At 35.4% G+C, this 16,027-nt stretch carries 17 protein-coding genes; 7 read left to right on the forward strand and 10 right to left on the reverse strand.

Features of this window, described 5'->3' with window-relative positions:
- Window positions 1-13: 13 nt before the first annotated feature.
- Genes dhaM through dhaK form a run of 3 tightly spaced genes read right to left on the reverse strand, consistent with a single transcriptional unit; the run spans window position 14 to window position 1,995 of the window.
- The gene (dhaM, locus tag G6Q10_RS00500; RefSeq protein ID WP_163651787.1) at window positions 14-388 is read right to left on the reverse strand and encodes a dihydroxyacetone kinase phosphoryl donor subunit DhaM; all 375 of its coding nucleotides are present in this window, start codon (window positions 386-388) and stop codon (window positions 14-16) included.
- Window positions 381-986: a dihydroxyacetone kinase subunit DhaL gene (gene dhaL / locus G6Q10_RS00505; RefSeq protein ID WP_163651790.1), complete on the reverse strand. Its 606-nt coding sequence runs from the start codon at window positions 984-986 to the stop codon at window positions 381-383. The genes dhaM and dhaL overlap by 8 nt, the downstream gene beginning before the upstream one ends.
- A 13-nt stretch (window positions 987-999) precedes the next feature.
- The gene (gene dhaK / locus G6Q10_RS00510) at window positions 1,000-1,995 is read right to left on the reverse strand and encodes a dihydroxyacetone kinase subunit DhaK (RefSeq protein WP_163651792.1); all 996 of its coding nucleotides are present in this window, start codon (window positions 1,993-1,995) and stop codon (window positions 1,000-1,002) included.
- 128 nt (window positions 1,996-2,123) lie between these two features.
- On the opposite strand from dhaK, the gene G6Q10_RS00515 reads away from it, so the two are divergent.
- The 3 genes from G6Q10_RS00515 (at window position 2,124) to G6Q10_RS00525 (ending at window position 4,576) form a co-directional block, all read left to right on the forward strand.
- Window positions 2,124-3,509 carry an aminotransferase class I/II-fold pyridoxal phosphate-dependent enzyme gene (locus G6Q10_RS00515; RefSeq protein WP_163651794.1) on the forward strand — a complete coding sequence of 462 codons (1,386 nt, stop codon included), beginning with the start codon at window positions 2,124-2,126 and terminating at the stop codon, window positions 3,507-3,509.
- Window positions 3,510-3,538: 29 nt separating this feature from the next.
- The gene (gene tmk, locus G6Q10_RS00520) at window positions 3,539-4,168 is read left to right on the forward strand and encodes a dTMP kinase (protein ID WP_163651796.1); all 630 of its coding nucleotides are present in this window, start codon (window positions 3,539-3,541) and stop codon (window positions 4,166-4,168) included.
- Between the two features lie 78 nt (window positions 4,169-4,246).
- The gene (locus G6Q10_RS00525) at window positions 4,247-4,576 is read left to right on the forward strand and encodes a cyclic-di-AMP receptor (RefSeq protein ID WP_163651798.1); all 330 of its coding nucleotides are present in this window, start codon (window positions 4,247-4,249) and stop codon (window positions 4,574-4,576) included.
- 68 nt (window positions 4,577-4,644) lie between these two features.
- On the opposite strand, the gene G6Q10_RS00530 is transcribed toward G6Q10_RS00525, so the two are convergent.
- Entirely contained in the window at window positions 4,645-5,301 is a 657-nt protein-coding gene (locus G6Q10_RS00530; protein WP_163651800.1) for a cyclic nucleotide-binding domain-containing protein, read from the reverse strand.
- A 376-nt stretch (window positions 5,302-5,677) separates the two neighbouring features.
- Here G6Q10_RS00530 and G6Q10_RS00535 point away from each other — a divergent pair, with 376 nt between their 5' ends.
- The gene (locus tag G6Q10_RS00535; RefSeq protein WP_163651802.1) at window positions 5,678-6,742 is read left to right on the forward strand and encodes an ETX/MTX2 family pore-forming toxin; all 1,065 of its coding nucleotides are present in this window, start codon (window positions 5,678-5,680) and stop codon (window positions 6,740-6,742) included.
- 246 nt (window positions 6,743-6,988) lie between these two features.
- On the opposite strand, the gene G6Q10_RS00540 is transcribed toward G6Q10_RS00535, so the two are convergent.
- Window positions 6,989-7,957 carry a LysM peptidoglycan-binding domain-containing protein gene (locus G6Q10_RS00540; protein ID WP_163651804.1) on the reverse strand — a complete coding sequence of 323 codons (969 nt, stop codon included), beginning with the start codon at window positions 7,955-7,957 and terminating at the stop codon, window positions 6,989-6,991.
- Between the two features lie 172 nt (window positions 7,958-8,129).
- Between G6Q10_RS00540 and G6Q10_RS00545 the strand changes: the two genes are divergently transcribed.
- From G6Q10_RS00545 to G6Q10_RS00555, 3 genes are all read left to right on the forward strand, one after another.
- The gene (locus G6Q10_RS00545) at window positions 8,130-8,705 is read left to right on the forward strand and encodes a TetR/AcrR family transcriptional regulator (protein ID WP_163651806.1); all 576 of its coding nucleotides are present in this window, start codon (window positions 8,130-8,132) and stop codon (window positions 8,703-8,705) included.
- 12 nt (window positions 8,706-8,717) lie between these two features.
- Window positions 8,718-9,341 carry a TetR/AcrR family transcriptional regulator gene (locus G6Q10_RS00550; RefSeq protein ID WP_163651808.1) on the forward strand — a complete coding sequence of 208 codons (624 nt, stop codon included), beginning with the start codon at window positions 8,718-8,720 and terminating at the stop codon, window positions 9,339-9,341.
- 77 nt (window positions 9,342-9,418) lie between these two features.
- Window positions 9,419-10,825 (forward strand): MDR family MFS transporter, encoded by a 1,407-nt coding sequence (locus tag G6Q10_RS00555; protein ID WP_163651810.1) that lies wholly within the window; start codon window positions 9,419-9,421, stop codon window positions 10,823-10,825.
- 122 nt (window positions 10,826-10,947) lie between these two features.
- Here G6Q10_RS00555 and G6Q10_RS00560 read toward each other — a convergent pair whose 3' ends face one another.
- The 5 genes from G6Q10_RS00560 to G6Q10_RS00580 all read right to left on the reverse strand — a co-directional run bounded on the left by G6Q10_RS00560 (window position 10,948) and on the right by G6Q10_RS00580 (window position 16,002).
- Window positions 10,948-11,721 (reverse strand): YtvA family blue-light photoreceptor, encoded by a 774-nt coding sequence (locus tag G6Q10_RS00560; protein ID WP_163651812.1) that lies wholly within the window; start codon window positions 11,719-11,721, stop codon window positions 10,948-10,950.
- A gap of 309 nt (window positions 11,722-12,030) precedes the next feature.
- Complete coding sequence (locus tag G6Q10_RS00565) at window positions 12,031-13,338, reverse strand: PTS sugar transporter subunit IIC (protein WP_163651814.1); 1,308 nt, start codon at window positions 13,336-13,338, stop codon at window positions 12,031-12,033.
- Window positions 13,339-13,386: 48 nt separating this feature from the next.
- Complete coding sequence (locus tag G6Q10_RS00570; RefSeq protein ID WP_163651816.1) at window positions 13,387-13,692, reverse strand: PTS sugar transporter subunit IIB; 306 nt, start codon at window positions 13,690-13,692, stop codon at window positions 13,387-13,389.
- 185 nt (window positions 13,693-13,877) lie between these two features.
- A complete protein-coding gene (locus tag G6Q10_RS00575) occupies window positions 13,878-15,404 on the reverse strand; it encodes an AMP-binding protein (RefSeq protein WP_163651818.1) in 1,527 nt (508 codons plus the stop codon).
- Window positions 15,405-15,495: 91 nt separating this feature from the next.
- Window positions 15,496-16,002 (reverse strand): TetR/AcrR family transcriptional regulator, encoded by a 507-nt coding sequence (locus G6Q10_RS00580; RefSeq protein ID WP_163651820.1) that lies wholly within the window; start codon window positions 16,000-16,002, stop codon window positions 15,496-15,498.
- Window positions 16,003-16,027: the final 25 nt, after the last annotated feature.

Consider the following 16,027-nt stretch of genomic DNA (forward strand, 5'->3'; position numbering starts at 1 on the left):
TGTGTGTCCCAAATTATTTGATTTCGATTGGCTGTAACGTTTGTTTAACGGTTTCCTCATCTCCATCAATTTGTAGTTGAGCCGCAGCTACATAGGCTCCCTCTAAGATCGGTGCGTTACAAAGAAAAATTTCTTTATCAGATAATCCCTTTACAGTTTCAATGTTCATTTTAGCACTACCTAAATCATAAAAAGCATAAATTTTTTGAGCAGGGTTCTTTTCAAATGCTTGATTTACTTTATCAAAACTAGTGCCGATGCCATCATCTTCTGTCCCACCAGCATATGTGATAGGAACATCCGCTGCAATTTGTTTAATCAGATCATAAATGCCTCTTGCTACATCTTTAGAGTGGGAGATAATAACGATTCCATCATCTTTAGTCATCTGTGTCACCACTCACTGAAAGCATCGCATGGAATAATATTGCTGAAGAATAGGCACCAGGATCCAAATGGCCAATTGAGCGGTCACCTAGGTAAGAAGCCCGGCCTTTTGTTGCTTGCATCTTTTTAGTCTTTTCTAGAGCGACTTCAATGACGTCATCTGTGAGTTCCTCTTGATGAAGTGCGCTTACAACAGGTTGCCAGACATCAATCATTGTTTTTTCACCAGCTGTCGAATGACCGAGTGTTTCAATCCCCTCTAGGCCAGATTCAATAGCTTTGGCCAATTCCTTAGCAGAAAATTCTTCGCTTGTTATTTCTTTGCTAATATTTAAAAAAGCTGAGCCATAAAGCGGTCCAGCAGCACCACCAACTTTACTTAGAAGTGTCATTGCTGCTACTTTAAAAACATCTTTTAACGTCTCTGGTGTTTCATTTTCAAATGTTTTTTTAAGTTCAGTAGCACCACGGGCCATATTGATTCCATGATCACCATCTCCAATGGCTTGATCTAAATCACTGAGCAGTTGCTTGTGATTAATAATCTGATTATTAAATTCATTTAGCCAATGAAGCGCCCATTTTTTGTCATATCTCATCTTTCTTCCTCCTTTAAAATGACCAAGCAATCGTCGTAACTTCTAGATTAAGCATATCAAGCCATGGCATCTCCGCAAGTTTTAAAACGGTTAGTGAAATTCCAGCCATTTCAAGCGAGGTCATAAAATTACCAACCAGTGTCTTTTGGACGTTTATACTTAAATTTTTAAATAATTGATGCATATCGTTTGTAAAAATATATTGTTCCATTAAGGGGGTTGCTCCCATTCCGTTAACAAGAAGTACGACATCATCATTTTCTTTTAGTGAAAGTTCTGTATTAATTTTTTCAAAAAGCTGTTTAGCAAGCTCACTTGAAGGTAGTAATTTTTCACGACTAAATCCGGATTCGCCATGAATACCGATCCCTAATTCAATCTCATCATCGGAAAGCTTAAAGCCTGGATGTCCTACTTCTGGAACAGTACAAGGAGATAATGCGACGCCAAGTGTTCTGATGTTTTTTATGATTTTTTCGCCAAGTGTTTTTAGTTCAGAGAGGTTTGCGCCATTTTCAGCAGCGGCTCCGACAATTTTGTGAATCAAAATAGTTCCAGCAACGCCTCTTCTGCCAATTGTAAAATCACTATCTTTTACCGCGATGTCATCATCAACAATAATTTGCTCTATTGAAATTCCGTCAGCCAAAGCTAAGTCTTTAGCCATCTTAAAATTCATCACGTCACCAGTATAATTTTTGACGATCAGTAAGACGCCCTTACCTTGATCTGCTGCTTTAATTCCTTCGTAAATTTGATCAGGCGTGGGAGAAGTGAAAACATCACCGCACACTGCTGCAGATAACATTCCTGTTCCAACATAACCAGCATGAGCAGGTTCATGTCCGCTTCCACCACCACTAACTAGTCCCACTTTTCCTGCAGATTGGTCCGTTCGAACGATAACACGAGTATCAGGAATACGTTTTACTAATTTTGGATGAGCTTTTGTGAGGCCTTCTAGCATTTGTTCAACGACTTGTTCAGGCTGATTGATAATTTTTTTCATCAGTATAAACGCCTCCTTGCAATTGTACTAATTGAGTTCCCTTGTAAGACAAACTTAAACGTCTATTTTTTACGAATAAAAGTGAACATGTTACAATAAAAACGAATGATAAGAGGAGTCGATTTGTTATGAATAAACAAGAAGAAATGCCGCTTGTTAAAAGGCTTGTGGAACATGCGAAATTAAATCCTGTTTCCTTTCATGTACCTGGGCATAAAAATGGCCAGTTGTATCCTGATACGTGGCAAGCTTTTTTAAAATATGATTTAACTGAGATTACTGGAATGGATGACCTTTATCAGCCAAAAACGGTCATTTATGAAGCTATGGAGCTACTTACGGAATTTTACCAAACAAAGCAGAGCTATTTTTTAGTTAATGGGACAACATCTGGAAATTTAGCGATGATTTTAGCTACAGTTAAACGAGGGGAGAAGGTTCTTGTTGCTCGAAATGTACATAAATCGATTATTCATGCTTTGGAGCTAGCTTTTGCTGTACCTGTGTTCTTAACGCCAGACGTGGATACGCAAACCAATACTGCTAGTGGGATTTCAAGTGAATGGTTGCAGCGCGCTTTTCTTCTACATCCTGATATTGTGGCCTGTATTTTTACTTATCCAAGCTATTATGGGACTGTTTTTGACTTAAAAGCTTGTATCGAAGTGGCTCACCGGTATAAGGCGCTTGTTCTAGTTGATGAAGCACATGGAGCACATTTAGAAGCTCATCAAACATTTCCGCTTAGTTCACTAAAATTAGGCGCAGATATTGTGGTCCAGTCTGCACATAAAACATTGCCTGCGTTAACAATGGGTGCTTTTTTACATATAGGTAGTGATGATTCGCGTTTACAGCAGGTTCCTTATTATTTACAAGTTGTGCAATCAAGTAGTCCTTCTTATTTAATCATGGCTTCGTTAGATATCGCACGACATTATATTGCAAATTATGATGAAGCAGACTTCCAAGTTTTTTCAAAAATGCGTGATGCCTGGCTTCAGTTTTTGATGGAGCAAGGATTTGAAGTTATTCTTCCAGCGGATCCTTTAAAAATGGTCATCCGCAAGCCAAATTTATCAGGATGGCAGATTTTAAAGATTTTTGAGCAAAACGGCTATTTTCCAGAGTTTGCTGACTTAACGCAAGTTCTGCTCATTTTACCGCTATTAAAAAAGGAAGAAACCTTTTTACCACCTGAAAAATGGTTTGCTCCTGAACTTGAACCAACCACCATTTCTGTAAAAAGTGCCAAAAACAAGGAGATTACTGAACTAGCCATTAGCTACGAACAAATGAAAACAACAAAGACCATTTTTATCCCATTGATGGAATCGATTGGCCGTATTTCGGCTGAAAATATTATGAGCTATCCTCCAGGTATTCCTGAGATTTTACGCGGTGAAAGGATTACGAGTGAGCACTTCAAGATTTTAAGCGAGCTACGTCAACATCATTTTCAAGGTGGTGAAAGGTTACTTGCTGAAGAAATTAAGATTTATGATATAATTTGAAAAGATAAATTGGAAAGAGAGGTACATAGATGAAAGCGATTTTTATCACGCTTGAAGGTCCAGATGGTTCAGGAAAAACAAGTACAATCAATTTATTACAAGAAAAAATGATGCAAGCAGGGCTGGATTTTATTAAAACACGTGAACCAGGTGGAAGTCCAATTTCTGAAAAAGTTCGGGAAGTTGTCCTTGGCATCGGAAATGAAATAATGGATCCGAAAACAGAGGCCTTACTTATTGCAGGTGCGCGCAGACAACATGTTGTAGAAACGATTCGCCCAGCGCTTTTGAACGGGCAGATTGTCTTATGCGATCGTTTTATTGATAGTTCACTTGCCTATCAAGGAGCTGGACGTGAAATTGGCATTGAAGCCGTTTTAGATATTAATTTATTTGCTGTTGAAGAAACAATCCCTGATGTGACATATTACCTCGATGTTCCTGCTGCTGTTGGATTAGAGCGTATTGCTGCCAACCAAAAGCGCGAAGTGAATCGCCTTGATAAGGAAAATATTACTTTTCATCAAAAAGTAGTTCAAGGTTATAAACAAATTATCAAGATGTTTCCAGAACGCTTTGTTTGCATTCAGGCCACAAGATCGCCAAATGAGATAGCAGATATCATATTAGAGGATATTTTAAAAAGAATAAAAGATTAGCAAAACAGGTAGGCAAATTAGTAAAGCTATTGTTTATTTTTTGCTATAATAAGAAAAATATAGAAAGGGATGTGAAAAATGAAACTAGTTCTTGCAATTGTTCAAGACCAAGATAGTAATCGCCTTTCCGATGCTTTAACAAAAAATAATTTCGGTGCAACAAAACTTGCAACAACAGGTGGATTTTTAAAAGCTGGAAATACCACTTTTATCGTTGGGACAGAAGATGAACGTGTCGATGAGGTTTTAGGAATTATTCGCGAAAATTGTAAGGCCCGCGAACAAATTATGACACCTTCAGCTTCACTTGGTGTAACCGTTGATACGTATGTACCTTATCCAATTGAAGTTCAGGTAGGTGGCGCAACCGTCTTTGTTGTACCTGTTGAAAACTTTCATCATTTTTAAAATAGCAGCGGATCAGATAAAAAACCCCTTAATGCTTTCAAAGCATTAAGGGGTTTTTTTGCAAAAACTTAGATAAACGTACTTTTCCTCAGGTCTATCATAATCGGTTTTTTTGAAACAAGCACACCAACCTTTTGGAGGTTTTTTAGTTCAGATAAGATACTTGCACGGCTAGCATTTAGATATTTAGCAAGAAAAGTTATATTGATGAAAGTTGGAAAGGTTATGGTGAAATCTTTAATTTCTAAATTTAAATCAATTGCAATATCTGCTAATTCTTTAATAAATTTGATTCTCATGCTTGTCTTAGTGTATTGATGAAGGCAATTAATGTCTAATAAGATATCAATTAATCTATCTATTATGTACCGCTGTATAGGCTCTTGAGCCATATTTAAAAGCAAATATTCCCGATCAATTTCTAAATAACTTCCATGCTCTAGCCCCGTAGCTTTGTACTCGATAATTCTTCTTGTTTTTATATTAGTAGAGATCTCTTCAACCCCAAATAGGCTTCCAGTTTTGAGGATATTATTAATTGTCCATTCCCCGTAAGGTGTTTTTATTTCTATCATGGCAGTTCCCGTTACCATTAATCCAATCATATTATTTCTATTTTCTGTATCAAAAAAATAAAAACTCTCCTTTGAAGTAAAATCTTTTTTTGTTACTTCGTTAATTTTTGGATCATCTGCTGCAAACAGAAAATAACTTATAAAATCCATTCTTAATCCATCTCCTAAGTAAAATATTTTTAGTTATGTTTATATTATATACCTATAAAGCAGTAATTTTTTATTTTTTTAAGGAATTTTTATAAAAAAATAAATCGTTTTATGAATATAACGATTTATTTTCTATTTAATATTTTTTTAATAATAATAAGTTAATGGCCATATAAAATACATAAATATCAGAACAAAATGAACTTTTAATACACTTACTTGTTTTTCGAAAAAAGTATACTTAACTTAAGTACAATAACAATCCTTTCTAAATGGATAAGGAGGTGTATTTTATGTAAAAGCGTGAATTTTACCTTACCCCTTTAGCCTTGTGAGAAACTTAAAAAAAAATTTGAATGAAGAGGAGATGGACATATTGAAGAAATTTTTTATTAAGGGATTGATATTGGTTGCAGCACTATCCTTGGTATTTTCGTATTTACCAGTTAATAAAGCAGAAGCGGCAGAATACTATGTAGATACGGTAATTAAGCGAATGGAAGCTAGAGAAAAAGCTGCTAGACAAACGGGTAAACCAGTCAACATGACAGAACAATTGCTAGATGGTTGGTTCATTTCGAAATATCATGAGTTTGTTGATCGTAAACTCAATGCACAGTTAAATCGATTAGTTAACTGGTATCGTGATAATAATCGTAACAATGATTATAGGAACATTGAACGAATGGTAGGGTTAACGCTTAAGCAAAAAGGTAATGTCAATAACACTAAAGTTGATTTAAACACTGCCGAAAAAGAAAACATATACAATGCGCCAGATAATACGTATACAAATGAGGGGCCTACTCCGATAACTCGTCTTACAGCTTCTTACCAAAAGAAATATACACAAACAAAAAGTACAACTTTAACAAACGGAATGAACGCGACATTCGGGTATAAATTTACTTCAACAGTAGGCGTTCCTGGTACTGGATCAACTGGGCATGAGCTTAGCTTTACTTTAGGCTACAACATGAATAAATCTGAAACAAATACTGTAACAGAAGAAAGAACATATACCGTTCCAAGCCAAACAATCACAGTAGCTCCATATAAAAAAGTAAGAGTAATTGAAAGCTTAGATCTTTATTCTCAAGGTGGTAAACAGTTTATGAAAGGGGATTTTGAAGTAAAATTCAATGATCACGAGATTGTGGACAAACTTTATAAACCTGGATATCGTCAAACGGACTTTAATACAATTAGTTATGGTATCAATAAGCTTGATAAAGCGAATAGAGTACCAGTTCCACGTACGTTCAAAGACTTTATTGGCGGAAACAAAATTGTTGATGCATCAAATATGAACCTAAATCTAGAAGGAGAATTTAATATTAAGGGAACAGCTGTAGTGCATAACATTACAACACAAGAACTTGATTTAAATGGAAAACCTACTGGAAAAATAAACACAGTTAGTAAAAAAATAGAGAAATAAAACGAGACGAGGCATAAACGAAAGACCTTAGTGGGAAGTCGCTTGTGTTTAAGAGAATTGATAGAATTCAGAAATGTTCATTCACATAATCGCTAAAAGATGTCAGTCATCAGATACAAGTCTATTCAACCTTTTAAATGTAAGCGCCTTCCTTAGTATGATGTACTTAAACATAGGTATCGATACTATATTTTCCCTAAAAAATATAGTTCAGTCGTTTTATGTCTCGCTCTCATTTTTAATGAGTTATATGTTCATTTTTTGGCCAACGTAAATTGCAGTGCTGTTTAATTTATTTGTTATTTGTAAGGTTTTTACAGAGGTGTTATGTTTACGGGCAATTCCCCATAAAGTATCACCTTTTCTTACGACATAATTCGTTGTTGGTTTTGTTTCTGTATGATTTCTTTTCACGACTAATTTCTGTCCTATTTGGATAAAATTAGCAGTTAAATTATTCCATTCTTTTAATTTGGAAACCGTTGTTTTATATTTTAAGGCAATTTTACTAAGGTTATCGCCTTTTTTAACGGTATAATAAGTATTGGTAGTTAATTCAGCGCCAGTATCAAAAGTAGTTAAGTTGTACATATCAATAATCTGGTTAAGTTTTGTATTGTACTGGGTATCGGTGGCGTACGTTCCAGTAAGCGCTTTTGTAGCTTCATGATGGCTTTTTGTTTCGCTTTTCCAGGCTGCTTTGTAAATATCATTTTTCCATCTTGTGCCATTTTGTAAGACATTCGCATAATCTTGTAGACTTTCGGCATAGGAAGGGTATTTACGAAATTGAGCTGTGGTTTGGTAGTGCTTCCCTTTGCCGTCATCTTCAAAAGTAGTTTTGCTAGTAGAATTCCCCTTATAATTGCCTTTAATGCCAAAAAGGTTATAATTTGGTGCTTTACTTAATGCACTTCTTCCATGGTCACTCTCTAAAATGGCCTGGGCAATCATGACAGAGGCGTATAAATTGTTTTCATCAGCAATTTTTACGGCATCCTCACTAAAACGATCAATAAAGGATTGAACAGACGAATTCGTATTTTTTACGGTTTCATCTGCTTGAACAGTTGTAGCAAAAGCAGGGACAATCGAGGAACTGGCTATAGCTGCTAAGCCAACCATTGTTGCACCTTTTTTAGTATTTTCGTATTTACGTGTCAGTTTTAATTTTTGCTTAGCGGCGATAATTCGTTCTTTTCTTGTTTTTTCCAAAATACCTTCACTCCTAAAATTAAATGATTGACAAACAGTTAATTTCATTATGCCATTAAACACAAATGAACGCCAACGAAAAACGAAAAGCCTTGAATACTTAAAATAACTTTGCTATACTGCTGATATAAGCAAGCACTTACTTATATTGGCTAGAAAGGGCGGCGATCCGATGATTACAAATGAAACCATAATGAATGCGACTTTAAAAATGATCGCTAAAAACGGGATAAAAGGTTCAACAACGAGACAACTTGCTGAAGCTGCTGAAATTAATGAGGCTACGATTTTCAAGAAATTTAAAAATAAAGAAAATCTAATCCACTTAACACTTGAGATGCAGGCGGATATGATCAAACAAGAAATTGAGCAGTTTTTTAATCGGCCGTTTTGCGAAGTGGACTATTTCCTAAAACAAACCTATCAATTTATAGCTAGCCTTTATGAAAAGTACCGTGATTTTATGATGGTTTCGCTAAAAGAAGTCGGAAGTCGTGATATGGCTTTCATTGATCCTTCCGTTGTAGAATACCTTCATGATAAGGTCAGAAAAAAGGTACAACAGCTTTTTGGAAAAGAAGAGAGCTCTATTTCGGAATCAATTTCTCTTGTTTTAAATAGTGTGATTTTATTTATAATGGTTGAAAAAGTGAAAGCAGATTTATATGGTCGCAAATCTAAAATTAAGGCAAATGCTGAGGAATTGACAAATGTACTTAAAAAGTTAGCGATAACATCACAACTTTAGGAGAATAAAATTATGAAACCTCAAGTTACGAAAAATAGAATTATTGAAGCTGCATGGACTTTGCTAGAAGAAAAAGGAATAGCTGGGTTTTCAATGCGTAAATTGGCTGAATTTGCGAATATGACTGTTTCATCTTTATATTATCATTTTAAAAGTAAAGAAGTGTTATTTGCGGAGCTTATCAATCAAGCTAGTGCTGAAATTGCATATCCGGTAGCAGAACGAACTTGGCAGGAGCGCTTGGCTAAATATGCAGACAATATTTTAGTATGTCTCGAAAAATACCCGGATTTAGCACAGCTTTTAATGGATTATCCGCCAACAAGCCGTAATTATTTAAAATTATTGGATAATCTTTTAATGATTATTGATCACTTGGAAATGAAGGAAGAAGAAAAGTTTTTTGCAATGAACGTTTATATCAATTATATTTGTACGTTTAAAGTAGATGCTGAGCGTTTTGAGAAAACAGGAACGCCATTTATTGCGGATGAAAAAGAAAGGCAAGTGGAGCTTCCATTTTTAAGCCATTATAAAGAGATAGGCGCATACCAATCTTTGGATAGTAAAGAAATGTTTGTTTTTGGGCTAAAATTGATTTTAACAGGAATAGAACAAAGTGAAAAAAATCGGTAACGATTTTTTTCTTTACAAATAATTCGAACGGTGTTATTGTTTTTATCGAACGATGTTTTAGAAAAGAGGCGATAAAAATGGATACAACAGATTTTGAATTAAAAAAAGTAATCCCATCAGTTTTAACAATTGCGCTTGGAATGCTGCTTGTTATGATGGATACAACAATTATGAATGTAGCTTTACCGCGGATTCAATCGGCTTTTCATTCAACTTTAGCTACTTCACAGTGGACGATTACTGCCTATACATTAGCTATGGCAACAGTTATTCCTTATGCGGGGTTTTTAGCTGATCGCTTTTCAGTTAAACGGGTTTTTGGAGTGGCAATTTTATTTTTTACAATAGCATCTTTTTTTGCTGGGGTCTCTACATCACTGACGCAGTTAATCATTTTTCGAATTTTACAAGGTGTATTTGGAGGAGTTGTTGGTCCTCTTGGAATAGCTATTTCTTTTCGAATTATTCCAATGGAGAAAAGAGGCAGTATGATGGGCTTTCTGGGGTTACCCATGTTAATTGCTCCAATAGTAGGTCCAGCGTTTTCTGGTTGGTTGATCGCTAATTTTAGCTGGCATACTATTTTTATGATTAATATCCCAATTGGTATGATTGCACTTCTTATGGTTCGTTTTCTCTTACCACGTTTTAAAGCCAATCATTCTGCTAAGATTGACATAAAAGGTGCTATTTTTTCGCCTTTTGCCTTTCCATTTTTAATTTATGGTATTCACTTAGGGACAGATCACGGCTTCACTTCGACGAGTACACTGCTTTTTTTATTAATTGGTTTAGTGATGTTAACGATATTTATCATGATTGAATGGTTTGCGGAATTTCCTTTGCTTCACATTAAAGCTTTTAAAATTAGTGAATTTCGAAAAGGTATTGTTCTTATGTGGTTAAATCAAATTGCAGTATTTGGATCGATGTTACTTATTCCTTTATATTTGCAAAATATTTGTGGCTATTCATCGTTTCAAGCAGGTTTAATGATGGTGCCTCAAGCCATCGCTGGTTTTATTGGCATGATTGTAGGTGGGAGAATTTATGATCAATATGGAGCAAAGTTTGCTGCATTACCAGGATTTTTGATGACAGGCATTAGTTTGGGTTTATTAGCACAATTGCAAGCAACGTCAGCGCCATTTTATTTATTCATTGCTGTTATTTTCCTGGGATTGGGGCAAGGTTTAGTCAATATGCAGATAAATAACCATGCTTTGCAATCTGTACCGATGAAATTTATTAGTCGTGTAACCCCTTTATCTAATGAAATGTTGCAAGTTGTCAATTCTCTTTCAGTAGCATTTTTAACTGCATTTTTGACAAAGCAAATTAGTTCAGCAAAAATGGTTTCACTGAAAGGCGCAAGTATATTAGGGTATCATCACACATTTCTTTTATTAATGGCTTTTATTATGATGGGGATTATGTTGACTTGTTTTTTGAAGACGAAGCAAAGTTTGGTGAATAAAGCGTAATAACATGAACCATTGAAATGCACGATTAACATAAAAACAATTAGCCCAAAAAATCCCAAAGATGACTAATCGAGTATCTTTGGGGGTTTTTTAGCTACTTAATTGTGAGGGGAAGACTGAGCTTAGAGTGCTTTTAATGCCTTTAGTGCTTGATTAACTGAATGATAGGTTGCGACTTTTTCTAAGGAGTCTTTAGCATTTGTCCATTCTTGTACGAGCTTTGGGCTTAGGCCAGTAATAATTGATTGAATTCCAAGCAAGTTTAATGTTTTATAGAAAGCAACAATATCATCGATAATATTTTTATGGTAGGTAATTAATCCAGTAAAATCTAAAATTAAATGATCCATATCGTGAGCCTGAAAATACTGTAAACTTTTTTTGATAAGTACATTCATTCTTTCATTATCAATATCACCAATAATTGGAAGAATGGTAATCCGATGATTGATCGGGATGATTGGAGCAGTTAAGTTTTCAATGACTTGTTGATATTTTTCCATTTTTTGTTTTAATAAAATAGATTCAGTAACATCTTTTTGTGTACCGAAATAATAAAAATTTCCTTTTTCATCATAAATGGGCTGAATGGTTAGTTCATTATAAAAAGGTTCGCCACTTTTTTTATAATTTTTTAATGTGCAGGTGATTCTTCTTTTTGATTGAATCGCTTTTCTTATATCAGCTAACGGCTCTTTATAGGTATCTCCACCTTGCAGTATGTGACCATTTTGACCAATAATCTCTTCTTTTGAGTATCCTGTTAAGTTTTCAAAAGCTTGATTGACAAAAATAAATGGATTTCCAGGCAACTGAGGGTCTGAAATAATTGCAGAAGTTGGGGATAAGTAAAGTGCTTCAGACATGGCTTCAATAGGAATTACATATTCTTTCACAGATAGTGCACTCCTTTTTTATATTAAATCCCATTTTTAGTATATGTTTAAAACATAAAATACAATTCTATTATATAGTAAAATAGGATGCTATTACAAATAGAATAAAAAAAGATTTTTTTCATTTTTTTAGTTAATTTTTATTTTCTATATAAAATAATGAAATGAAAAGAGTTTAGGAGATAAATAAAAATTTAAAAGGTTTGCCAGACTTCCGGTTCTCATATACGGCTTGTACGTATGTGAGAGCCAGAAGTCTGACAAACCTCTTTGGATGCGTTATGCGATCTTTTTAAAGAGCATTTGTTTTTAAACTTGTTTATTTTCCTCTTTTAAAAGCGTTTCTTTTTCGCGGCGTGTCTCTTGAATTTGTGCAACTTTAGCAAATGGTAGAAAAATTAAAACTGAAAGAGCTAAGTTGACTGCTGCAAGGATCCCCCCTGCGATGCTTTGTGTTGCAAGCGCGCCTCCGATGATTGGTGGTGTTGTCCAAGGGGTAATGATCGTTGCGGGAGGCACCAAACCGCTCAGAGTTGCAAGATAAGCAACGGTGACAAGGACAATTGGTGTTAAAATATAAGGAATAAACATAATTGGATTTAAAACAATTGGCAAACCGAACATCATTGGCTCATTTATGTTAAAGATACCAGGTGCTGCAGATAGTTTAGATACTGTCATATAGGCTTTGTGTTTACGGGCAACGATAAATATGGCAATGATTAATCCGAGTGTTGCGCCAGTACCACCTAAATTAACAAATGAATCAAAGAAAGGTTTGTTAACAATATAAGGAATTTTTTTCCCAGCTTCTAATGCTGCGACATTGGCTTCAATCGCTGTTACGTTAATCGATTGCATAAATGGATCGATAATATTTGCTCCGTGAAGTCCAAAGAACCAAAGAAAGGATGAAAGAAACGCTAACAGAATCGCTGCTGGCAAAGAATTAGCCAGTCCCATAAATGGTTCTTGAATCAGTGTATAGAATGAACTTACTAAATTACTAACACCGAATGCTTGGAATAAGGCTGTAATTAAAGCAAAAATCGCAACAGTAATCATCGTTGGAAATAAAGCTGCAAATGAACGGGCAACAGCTGGTGGAACGCCATCAGGCATCTTGATGATTAGCTTTGGACTGCCACTTAGGCGTGTGAAAATTTCTGTAGAAAGAAGAGCAACAATAAGCGCTAGAAAAAGTCCAGTAGAACCTAAACCAGCAACACCAGGGATTCCTTTTGCGTCAGGTGCAATAGCTCCAATGGTAAAGTATGTAGCAACAGAAACAGTACCTGATGAAAGGGCATCTTTTCCGTAAGATTTGGCAAGATTATAAGCCACCGTAAAAGCAATTAATAAACCAAGGATAGCAAAAGTCCCACTCCAAATGTCTGCACCAAATGCTTGCCATTTCCCTTCACCAAAAAGGCCATTCATAAACTTTTGATATACTTTTAATGGAAAATTATTAATCAGTACCGCAAAAGAACCTAAAATCATCAGTGGCATTGTTGTAATAAAACCATCACGTATCGCTACTAAATGTCGTTGTCCGCCGATTTTAGCTGCATATGGAATAAAATATTTTTCCATAAAAGCAATAAACCCATTCATTTATAAGATCTCCTTTTTTTACAATCCATAAAAGATTGTTTGATAACGTTATTTTAAAAGTTCGAGTGCTTTCTGTAATACGTTTTCACCGTTCATCATGCCATAATCTGTGCTATCAATAACTGCAAGTGGAATCCCTTTTGGTTCTACTTTTTGCTTCATGCTATTTTCTAAAAAGCGAACTTGTGGTCCAAGTAACAAGACATCGATTTCGTCAAAATGTGAAGCTGCTTCTGCCTCCGCTACAGCAAAGATTTTTGCTTCTACCCCTTTTTCTTTAGCAGCTTTCTCCATTTTTGTTACTAATAAACTGGTGCTCATTCCAGCAGAGCAAACTAACATAATTGTTTTCATTATTTTGTCCTCCTTTAACTTTATATTAAATATAAAAGCAAAAAGTGTGCCAACTTAAAATGGTGTTCTGATAACGGTTTCAAAAGATGGAGGAGGTTACACAATGAAACCTATCTGTGTAAAAATTACACAGATAGGTTTTTTACTAAAAAATAAGTTAGGATGAGGGAGGCTATATTTTGGATTTATTCAGATTGGGTAAGTGCTTTTTCTAAACGCAGCCGTTGTACTTTCATTGTTGCTGTTCTAGGAATCTTATCGTAATCCATCATGATTGGTTCGTTTAAATGAGGGAAGTCAGAAATTGCGGCAAACCAACGATCAAAGTCCATTTTTTGACCTGCTCGCACTGAAACAATGGGCTGTGGTTTCCCTTCTTTGCCACGAATAATGATCACTTCATCTAAAAAAGTTAATTGGTCAAGCAATCGGTCTTCAATGGCGAGTGTACTATCAATCGTTTGGATAAGGTCTACTTGGCGATCGAGTAAAGATAAGCTGCCTAAACGATTTTTTACACCGTAATCACCACTGTCCCACCATTTTCCGTAGACGTTTTCATTAAAGCGCTGGTCTTCATTAAAATAAGTAAGCGCTCGTCCTTTTGATAGCATTTGGATATTTCCCGGCGTTCCAGCAGCTTGAACTCGTCCGTTTTGATCTACAATACGAGCTTTCGTTAAACCTAGCATGCCAACCCCCATGACGCGTGCATTTGCTCGCTTTAAGCTTGATTTAGTATGAAAACGCATGATCATAGGCCCGCACTCGCTTTGTCCATAAACTTGTAAGAAAATGGGCTTGCGGTATTTCGAAGTACGTAAAAAAATGGCCATTGTTTCTTTGTTAATTGCATCGAAAGTTGAATGATAGTACTTGACGCTAGCGAATACTTCAGGTTTTTCCTTAGCTAGTTGTGTCCACTGAACAAAATGGTTTGGGTGTGTCTCAATGATGAAAGGTTCGCATTTTCGTAGAACGAATGCCACGTTTTTAAGATTAGGATTTGCAATGGAAAGAAGTGGAAATCCTTTGGCCATGAGAGAGGAGATGCCAATGTTGAAACGTGAATGTACTGGCGAAATATGAAAAGCGACTAAACCACGCTTACGGATTAAACTTAAGATGTTTTTTTGCCATTTAATACGCCATCCCATGGAATTTGCGGAGTGTGCAATTAATTTTGGGACACCAGTTGTTCCAGAAGTGTGTGTCATATAAGAAATCATGTCGTCTGGTAATTTTATTTGTGAAGAGAGGGTTTCAATGGTAATATCGTTAATTTTTTCAGCAAAGATAAGTTGATTCGTATCCAATTTTTGTAGCTGCTGACTTCTTTTTTGGGTGGCAAAGTCGCAAATCAACCACGGATTACCTAAGCGTTCGGTTAAAATATCCATGGTTTCCACGGGGAGATGTGGCGAAATCATGATTGGGACAGCACCAATATAAGCAAGGGCAACAGCGAGTAAATAAGTATCAAATTGGGCTGATTTATAAAGAATGACCTTGTTGCTTTTTACAATACCTAATTTCTGCAATTGGCTTGCTTTTACGATTAGCGCTTTTTTGCTTTCTAAGTATGTGGTTGAAAGTGTAAGTTCTGGAAAGGAAGGAAGTGGTTCATCAAATTGGATGGTTTGATCAGGAAAACGCTCTGCTGATTTGGAAAAATTTGAAAATAGATTGAATGGTTCATATTTATTAATCATTGAAAATCTGATTCCCCTTTATTCGTGAATATTGTTATTATAGCACTTCCTTTAACTTTACCAAAAGAAGGTGATAAACTTTATTTATTTTCTAATTGGCGTTCACCAAAAATGCCATAAAAGAAGATTTTGAGAATATCGTCGGCATATGGTAATAGCTCCGCTTTAGGACCATTTTTTTGAGCATATTTAATTCACATTTGTACATATAGAAAATCAGCACTTGGCTATTCAATGTATAGTCAATATATCTGGCTGATGCTCCTTCAGCAAACAAATGCTCTAGCAAAGGAATGATGTATTTATCGTTGTATATTTGCGCAAAATCTGGATCACGGGAGTATTCGGTCATGAAAGATTCATAATAATTTGGGTTCATATTTGTAGACATATCCGCTTCATTAAAAAGTAAATGTTTGATTTTTTCGGGAAAGGAAACATTACTGTAAATAAGCTTTTCAAAGTCTTTTGTTGCTTGCTCGATATAATAAAGAAAAACGCGTCTAGAAAGATTGTCTTTGCTTTCGAAATAATTGTAGATGGTTACTTGTGATACATCTTCTTCTTTTTGCTGGCGCCGTTTTTTAAAGCCGTTCATAAAATCATCGCTCATGGTTAGTGTA

Source organism: Listeria sp. PSOL-1, assembly GCF_902806445.1.
GTDB lineage: Bacteria > Bacillota > Bacilli > Lactobacillales > Listeriaceae > Listeria.